2 protein-coding genes and 4 pseudogenes are annotated in these 5,717 nt (G+C 40.0%); 2 read left to right on the top strand and 4 right to left on the bottom strand.

Annotation, left to right across the window (positions count from 1 at the left end; all coding sequences use genetic code 11):
* Positions 1 to 480: 480 nt before the first annotated feature.
* Together QUB39_RS30180 and QUB39_RS30175 are read right to left on the bottom strand one after the other, a co-directional pair.
* On the bottom strand, positions 481 to 1,059 hold the full coding sequence (locus QUB39_RS30180; protein ID WP_333212828.1) for an IS66 family transposase: 579 nt from the start codon (positions 1,057 to 1,059) through the stop codon (positions 481 to 483).
* Between the two features lie 141 nt (positions 1,060 to 1,200).
* A complete protein-coding gene (locus tag QUB39_RS30175) occupies positions 1,201 to 1,413 on the bottom strand; it encodes a hypothetical protein (protein ID WP_333058578.1) in 213 nt (70 codons plus the stop codon).
* Positions 1,414 to 1,572: 159 nt separating this feature from the next.
* Between QUB39_RS30175 and QUB39_RS30170 the strand changes: the two are divergent.
* Positions 1,573 to 1,872: pseudogene (locus QUB39_RS30170) on the top strand (IS4 family transposase); the annotation flags it as partial.
* Positions 1,873 to 1,885: 13 nt separating this feature from the next.
* Here the strand turns inward: QUB39_RS30170 and QUB39_RS30165 are convergent.
* Positions 1,886 to 2,589 (bottom strand): annotated as a pseudogene (locus QUB39_RS30165) (IS1 family transposase).
* A gap of 261 nt (positions 2,590 to 2,850) precedes the next feature.
* A pseudogene (locus QUB39_RS30160) lies at positions 2,851 to 4,511 on the bottom strand (IS1634 family transposase).
* Between the two features lie 195 nt (positions 4,512 to 4,706).
* Between QUB39_RS30160 and QUB39_RS30155 the strand changes: the two are divergent.
* A pseudogene (locus tag QUB39_RS30155) lies at positions 4,707 to 5,589 on the top strand (IS4 family transposase); the annotation flags it as partial.
* Positions 5,590 to 5,717 lie beyond the last annotated feature (128 nt).

Here is a 5,717-nt window from a genome sequence, read left to right as displayed (position 1 = left end):
CCTCTTTTAACTATGGGGTCTTTTTTTCGGCCCAAATACGGCTTTGGGGCGGACTATTTCCCCCGCATGGGTATAAGAAGTGCGATTCGTTGAAACGTGAATCACGGTGAATGCCCGTGCGCGACTTGAAATAAATGGTCGTTTAGTCTGGAGAGCCCTCTTCCTTAGAGGATTCACACCCTCTACCCCTATGTAAAAGACTCCATAAGAGTCCGGTCACGGTCAAGTAAGCCATGAAACAACCGGAATGCAGATCACAAATGTACTTAGTGCTACTAGCCTAAAGTAGTTCAGAGGCTAAGGGGAGTTCCCAGGGGGAACGCATCTTATTGAACACTGTTCATCAGTGGTGAGTATATTTTGAGATAAATTCACCATTCAAAGAAGCTACCGACACGCTTTGTAATGACTTTTTAGCGGGACTTAAACAAAAAATACGGTGAAAATACGTTATAATGCTTGCATAGCAAGCATATAACGTTAAAGAATGACCAAGGGTAATTGCTCAACTAGGGAAAAAAGGGAGCCATCAGTAGAGAGAGCTTGTTGAATAGATTGATAAGCCGTCAAGCCATGACGGTTGCCAGTATTAACAACTGAACGAACAGCAGCAAACAAATCTCGCCCCCATGAAGAACGGAAGCCATTGGTCACACGGCGAAATATCACGCTCATCCGAATCGCCTGTTCACTACTATTATTCGTTGGTGGAATCCCCGCCTCTTCCAGAAATAGAAATAAATTGTCCATCAGCCCACCGTAACGTTTTCGTAACCGGATACCATCCGGATCATGTAGCGCTAAATTTAAAATCCCGGTTAATCTTTCCTGTAAATTTTCTCGGTATCGCTTGAGTCTGGCATCGTCGATTTTTTCTCGTCGTCGATGGATGATAAAAGCTCTTAATAATAATCTCTTCATCGCTGGGGCAAAAATCCTGTCCCCAGCGTCAATCGCATATTGGCAATCCCGCAATTGATGAGCCAAACACACTTGCCATTGTGGTGCGGGGTGATTTTTTTGAGCGCTAAATAAATCTGACACCCAGATATCGGGCATTGGTAACAAGTTAAAAGGGAGTAGATTTTGTCAATACCTCTTGGGATAGAAATATTATTAAATGATAATGATAATCAAATAGGGGAAGAGTGAGAGAGTCCGCCTGCGGCGGACTCTCTCACCCGATCGCGATTATCATTATTAATAAGTTGTGTGCTCGATTGGCGTTGCATCGCGATCGATAATAATGGTGGGCGATGGATAATAGTGGCGGGCGATGGATAATAATGGTGGGCGATGGATAATAGTGGCGGGCGATGGATAATAATGGTGGGCGATGGATAATAATGGTGGGCGATCGATAATAATGGCGGACGATCGATAATAATGGCGGACGATCAATAATAGTTGCATATCCCCAGCACGGCAGCGTCGGGGCAAGCATAATAGTTGCACCACCTTGGGGAGACCGAAGGATATAATTGACAAATAATTGAGCGATTGTGTAGGTCAGTAAATATGGCTAAAAGTCAAAAAACCAACCGTGACCATGCCAAAAAAACCACAAGGCCGATGGTGGAAGACGAGGAGATTGCCTCACAACTATCGGCATTACTAACACCGGCCATTACCTCACAAGAAAATTACTACCGTCAACTGGGTTTGCGAGGGAGAATTCTCAACTTACCGTTGATGGTAGCAGCAGTATTAACTTTGCTGTGGCGAGACGTAGCTGGAGTAACAGAACTCACAAGAATGTTGGCAAGAGCGGGTTTTTTGCGGTGCCGACCCACAACAGTCACTCAACAAGCAATGTCTCAAAGATTTTTAAGTTTTCCTGCCACATTATTTGAAGGAGTCTTCAAAAATTTATGGCGTTGCTGAATCAAGGTATGAATGCCCCAGGAATGGGAATATCGTCAAACTTCAAGTAATGTATTAATAACTTAATAGAATGCTTGAGCATTTCCTCACATTTAGAATAACAAAGAGTCTTACGATGTAGCCGAGCCAAATAATGTCTTAGTCTGGTATTTTCCCCTTCTACTCTGGTCATATAAGTCTTGCTAATAATCTGATCCCCATCAGGAATAAACATGGGATATACAGACCATCCATCAGTTACATAAAAATAGCATTTCCATGCACTTACTTTCTCCCATAATGGTTCAAATGTCTTAGCGCTATGATCCCCTAATACCCATCCTAAAATTCCTGGTTGAAAGTGGTCAACCGCTGTCCACAACCATATCCTGTCTGTTTTTTTTTACATAAGTTTGTAATTCATCGAGTTCACCAACTTCTGGGATGACTTCAGGGTCATAAACATCTGGCAACAGTTTTCCGACTTGTTTTACCCAATTTATTACGCTCGGTATGATGAACACCCTTAACTCGTTCTATCGCACGTAAACCCATACCATTGACATACATTTTTAGGCAATCACGTTTGATGGCCTCGCTATAACCTCGCTGGGGTTCATACTGATTGAGGAATTGACGACCACATTGGACACAAATGTGATTCTGTTTTCCTTTTTTATTGCCGTTTTTACGGATATGGGTTGATTTACATCCCACATTCCGCAGTTCTGGCTTTGATGACTAAGGATTTTCATACCTTCACTGTAGGAAAAATATCTGTGCCTACCTTTTCTAATTTTAGTATCATTTTTTTGCGATTTTGGCGAAATATAAGAAATTGGAATTCACAGATATTGCCTAATATATTCATTAGGCAATATCTGAACTCATTCTCCCTAAATAAGACATCACAATTCCGGCAACATGAGTGTTCTGTTGCCAACAATTTGAATTTATTTAACAATATTTTCCGGTTTGTTTTCCGAGTTACCCATCTTCAACTATTAAATAATATTGACCGCAAACCTTTCCTAAATAATTTAATATCTCCCGACGTTCCTTTGTTAAGTTGCTTATTTGTTCGGCTCCATTGAGGTTGACTAAATGTACGGCTTGAAACATCTGAAATACCCACCGCATTGTCGGTTTATTTGTCATTTTCTTGACCTGGTTTCTGATGCTGGCATTGGCTGATTCTAATTCTTGTCTCAACTTTCTTTGGGCGAGATTATATACTAATAAACATACTCCCATTATCATGGCAATTGCTTCTACTCTCTCGGTTTTTTTCACGAAGACGCTTGATGTGAAAAATAATGGGTCTTTTAAAAATCTAAATCCTCTTTCGTTACTTTGTTGGTCTTTGTATTCTTCTAATATCTGCTGGTTGGTTATTTCGTTTTTATCTAAAATGTTTGTTGCCAGTATAAATCTCCCTGTTTTAATTTTTTCGGCGGATATTATTTCGGGTCTCGTTTCTATTTTACCGATTATTTGATAGGCTATTGTGTCTATATCACTAGCTTTTTTGGCTGGTGTTTTTTGTTTTTTATGGCTTTTTTCTTGACATTCAATTTCGGTAATCTGGTGATATTTCCATGTGTCTGATAGATTTTTTATGGCGGTTTCTGCGTCGGCAACGCAGGCAAATTTTTGCCGGTAAAGCTTGCGTAGTGCGGCTTGGGCCCTTGATTGTTGTTTGTTTACTTGTTTGTCTATTTGTTTGATGCTTGCTTGTTTCCTGAGTTCACTTTCTATGACTAACCATCTTTGTTTTATGTTTCCATATTCGCTAGCTCTTTCGGCTATCTTATATCCTTTTTTTGAGCTTGATTGCCATTCGCTTTCTTGGATGTCTACGATTTGCTCTTGGGCTGATTTTATGCTTAATGGGACTCTTGTTATCCATTTGATTCCTGTCATTGCTGATAGGTTTTCCCTGGTGTATAAGGCGCTGTCTGCTACGCAGATTCCTTCAAATGTCCACTGTTTTTTGAATTCTTTTAGTCTTGATACGAATACGCTTTTGTCGTCGATGTTTCCTGAATCTATTTTTAGATATAGTGGTATGTCTCCGTCTCCTGTTACAATCATGTCTATGATAAATTGTTTCAGGTCTGGTCGATGGTCTCTGGAATATCCGTGAACTATTTCTATTGGTTTCATTTCTGATGTTTCTGGTCCGGGTTCTTTTTCTGTTTGGTCGCTGTTTTTAACTTGGGTTTTATATTCTCCTTGTACATACATTGAACTTCCATCTAAATGGATGCTGTTCATTTTTACTTGGAATTTATGGGCGGCTTTCATGGCGATTGTTGTGAAGAGTTTTGTTCCACTTGATAATATTTGTCGAGAGCTCTTCCCAGTCTATCGTCGTTTAGATGTTCGGGTAGTATTCCCTTTCCGATTAGATGTGATGTTGCTTTTCCTACAAAAAATTCCTCGAATATGTATAATGGGGCGCTTAAAAAGCCTAGTCCATTCAAAATCATTGCTTTCATGACTTGTCCTGGGCTGAGCATTTCTTGGGTTGTTATTCCTACTATTTTATTGACTTCTTCTACTAATTCCATCTCGTCTATTATCCCTGCTACTATTCCTAAATGGTCTAAATTTAGGACTTTTATGGCTTCTTGATGCTCATTCATGGTTTTTTCCTCTTGGCTCCTCATTCGTTCATTGTATCTCAAAAAAGCCTGAAGTGATTACTGGGTAATCACTTCAGGCTTGAATTTTTAAATTTTATAACCATCAATTCTATTTAAAGACCTGCGGAATGTGGGTTACATTCTGGGCATTGCATAAATTATTCCTCCTATTCATACTCTAACTCAGCAACGCCAAATTTATTACCAAGTTTAAGAACTGCTTGGTACCAGAGAAATCAACGACCTTTACCAGAAAGCATTAAATTTGCCTTGACCAAATTTTCGAGTATTTGGATAGTAGATAGTTCAACGCTCGAAGCATTGTTTTGCAAGCTCAAAAGCCTGGAAGATATACCAAAAGGGCAGTTGGCAGGAAAGATGGCAACAGTCATAGATTTAATGACCAGGCTTCCTGTTGATATTTGGTTTCGGGAAAACTAAGCAAGCTTCTGATGTTAAGATTGAAGAAAATATCCTGCAATTAGTACCAGCAAATACTTTACTATTACTGGATAGGGGATTTGATCATTTTAGCTTTTGGCTCAGATTAATTGAAAGAGATATCCACTTAGTTACGCGCTTAAAAAAAGGAGCAGCAATTCAAGTACAGCAAGTATTTACCAAAAGTTACGACCTGAAATATAGTCTGGTACGTTTGGGTTCAGGAACAGCAAAAACACCATTTATTACCTTACGACTGATTGAAATTCGTTCGGGTAAAGCTTGGCATTCTTATTTGACAAGCGTACTAGATCCTCATGTATTACCACCCTACGTTGTGGCAGATTTATATCGCAGGCGCTGGAGAATTGAAGAGGCTTTTAATACCGTAAAAAGGCTGTTGTGATTAAGTTATTTGTGGACGGGTTCTCTTAACGGGATTCAGCTTCAAATTTGGGGGAGTTGGATATTTTATGCAATCTTTGTCGATTTAGGTGATGCCGTTGCTGACCAACTCTCTTTACCAATAGATTCGATTTTGTTAGAGATGATTTACCGGGGTCTTTACCATTTTTATGTAGCCCGCCAACAAGGTAAGGCAACCGATCCGCGAGAGTATTTTGCTGCGCCTGAAAATCTGTAGTTTAGACTAACCAAAGATGAGAGCGGTGGCTTTCAGAAGAACTAGAGCCACCGCGCCGGGAGAGAATAAGGGTGAAAAAGAAAACCTATCCACTCCCTAAATGAACAGTGAACGATTAAAGG

The organism is Microcoleus sp. AT8-B5, assembly GCF_036705565.1.
Classification (GTDB): domain Bacteria; phylum Cyanobacteriota; class Cyanobacteriia; order Cyanobacteriales; family Microcoleaceae; genus Microcoleus.
Note: the sequence above shows the minus strand (reverse complement) of the source record. Positions and strands in the feature narration are given on the sequence as shown.

Coding starts and splice junctions, on each gene's coding strand:
- QUB39_RS30180 (WP_333212828.1), bottom strand. CDS start 1,059: ATGCCCGATATCTGGGTGTCAGATTTATTTAGCGCTCAAAAAAATCAC.
- QUB39_RS30175 (WP_333058578.1), bottom strand. CDS start 1,413: ATGCAACTATTATTGATCGTCCGCCATTATTATCGATCGTCCGCCATT.